General features: G+C 45.2%; 1 protein-coding gene. It reads left to right on the top strand.

All coding sequences use genetic code 11. The features are described from left to right. Positions 1-40: 40 nt before the first annotated feature. Positions 41-3,008 (top strand): carbohydrate-binding protein (locus L323_RS35490; RefSeq protein WP_031342308.1); only part of this gene is annotated, 2,968 nt, incomplete at its 3' end.

The following is a 3,008-nucleotide window of genomic DNA, read 5'->3' on the forward strand; positions in this document are numbered from 1 at the left end:
TTGGCATAAGTATCAGCTTTCCGGGGCAGGGGTAAGCACAATGAAAAGAAAAATTTTATCTATTCTTCTGCTTGTAACTATGACTACAGCATTGTTTTCAACTACACCGGTGAATACCGCTTTAGCCTCAGATACGGACTTTGTGCTAGATGGAAACGATATCAAAGCCGGTAACGTCAATGGTCTCACATTTAAGGGGTTCGGCGTCCTTAGCGGCAACAGTTCAAGTGCGCTGTTGATGGATTACAAGTCGGAGTATCCTGAGAAATACGCGGAATTGCTGCAGATTCTGTTCGGTGGAAAAAATCCAATCATGACTCATGTGAAAATTGAGATGGGTAACGACCGTAACAACTCCACCGGGCCGGATCCGTCCACGATGCGATGGGAAAATGAGACGGCTAATGTCAAAAGGCACCCCGGATTTCAACTGGCGGCCGACGCCAAGAAGGTGAACCCCAATCTTAAAGTCAGCATATTACGCTGGAATGCCCCCGGTTGGGCAAATAGCAATGATAAGATTTATACATGGTATAAGAACACCATATTAGCAGCATATCGTCAATATGGTTATATGGTTGATTACGTAAATCCGGGAGTCAACGAACAAACACCGGATTTAACATGGACTAAACAATATGCCCAGCGTATTAAAACAGACAGTACAGGCTTTAACAATGCTGAAGAGCGGGCACTTTACAACAAAATAAAGGTAGTAATTTCCGATGAAGTTGCCATTGGTTCCTTCGGGGATGATATGGTGAGTGATGCCACCCTTCGTGATGCCGTATCAGTTGCTGCATATCACTATAATACCGATGACAACAGTTCAGGGAGTTTTAAACAGCTTGCCGAAGCTTATGACAAAGAGGTGTGGAATAGTGAAGCACAGGCCACTTTTAGTAATTCGTCCTTTCGCCCCAATAACAATATGAAAGATCCAACAGTAGCAGGAACGGGCATAGGAGGTATAAACAGCCCTCTGGAAATGGGGAACACTGTTATCAAGGGGTTTGTAAATTCCAGGAGGACACATTTTATCTATCAGCCAGCTATTGGGTCCTTCTATGAAGGCGGACAGTACTCATTTAAGGAATTGTTATCCGCACGTGATCCCTGGTCCGGGTGGATTCACTATGATGCCGGACTTATCATACTTCGACATTTCAGCTGGTTTTCAAAGGCAGGCTGGGAAAATGAGAGCAATACCGCAGGGGTTTGGAGGGCCGTACCTCAGGCTAGTTTCACAGGTGCCACAGGTACGAATCCCGTTAATGGGCGCAATGGCACTCCCAGTTATATGACACTTGCCTCTCCGGATAAGCATGATTTTTCAACTGTTTTCATTAACGATAGTGAATATTCCAAAACCTACACGTTTAAGACCATCAATATGTCTTATTCAGGAAACCCTTCTCTGGAAGTATGGGAAACACGTGCAGCTGATAAGGGAGCATCTTTTAATAGTAAATACATGAAGTACACGGGAACGGTTTCCACAAGCAGCAGCGGAGTTTATACAGTAAACGTAAAACCTTATTCCGTTGTTACAGTTACAACATTAAGTAATAGTGGAAAAGCTGAGTTCAATACGCCTCTTCCAGTGGAAGGTGAGCGCACGGTGCTGGATACAGACAAGACCGGTTCCATACAGGATACCAGTGATAACGTCTTATATGCTGACAACTTTGATTATTCCGGCAAAACTGCCCCAGTGATAGCAGAGGGGGGACAAATCACGGGAACCCAAAGCTATATAGATTCCCGGGGAGGCTCCAAAAGTGTGAAACCACGTTATACCAGTGATCGTAACGGTGCGTTTGAAGCATATATTCCTGACGGATCGAGCAACTATATCCTTCGCCAACAGGTAGATCAATCCAGTATGGGGCTTGGAGGCACATGGAACAATGGTAATCCTATCACAGGTATAGGCGATAACCGCTGGATGAACTACAAGGCAAGCGTAGATGTTTCATTTGAACACAACAGTACCGAGGGAGGTAACAATTATGCTGCTATCGGTGCCAGACAACAGGGCGGTGAAAATTCACACTATTTAAATGGTACTCCGTATATACTGAAATTCTGGTTTGACGGCGGTTGGTCGCTGCTAGTCAATGGCAGTTCAGTGGCAAGTGGCAATGTAGTAAGCGGCTCGGGTGGAGTGAAAATCAGTGGCTTTAATACCGCTTATAGTGCATGGCACAACATTTCTATTATGGTTGCAGACAACAAGGTGACTGCGTATCTGGACAATACCATCCTTTACACCTACACAGATTCTACCCCAAGATTGTCTGGGCGTATTGATCTGGCCAGCGGCTATTACAATACTCGTTTTGACAATTTAAAGGTTGAAACAATTGACGGTTACGCACCTTACTACTCAGAAATGCTGGACAATCTGGAGATGTACGATTTGTCTTCTGTTCCTGCTCCAAAGCTTGTTTACAGCGGTTCTTGGGCACATGAAAACGGCAAATCCATGTACAATTACCAACGGTCCCTTTCCACCAGCCAGGGAGCTGGTGCTATACTTCAGTACTCATTCAAAGGCACCGGGCTGGACATTCTTGGAGCCAACAACGGTTCGGCTAAGTTGGAGGTAACGGTTGATGGAAGAGTTGTTAATTCTTCAGCCGGTACGATGGTGTCTGGGAACTTATACCAAACATTTGCACTTCACGGTCTTGAATACGGTAAGCATACGGTTCGTTTGAAGGTGTTAAGTGGTACTTTGGTTATTGATGCTGTTGGGGTTGTTGCAAACATAGCCGGTGCTTCGGAGATACCCGTTGAACAATCTGCATATTTAAGGATTGAAGCAGAAAGTTACAGTAATCAGTCAGGAATCCAGACAGAAACCTGTACCGAAGGCGGGGAGGATGTAGGATTTATTGAAAACGGGGACTATACTGTTTACAGCAATGTGGATTTCGGCAGCGGTGCCAAAAGCTTCGCGGCGAGAGTCGCAAGTGCCACCGGTGGAGGTAATATTGAAATCA

The organism is Ruminiclostridium papyrosolvens C7 (assembly GCF_000421965.1).
In the GTDB taxonomy this organism is placed as follows: domain Bacteria; phylum Bacillota; class Clostridia; order Acetivibrionales; family DSM-1351; genus Ruminiclostridium; species Ruminiclostridium papyrosolvens_A.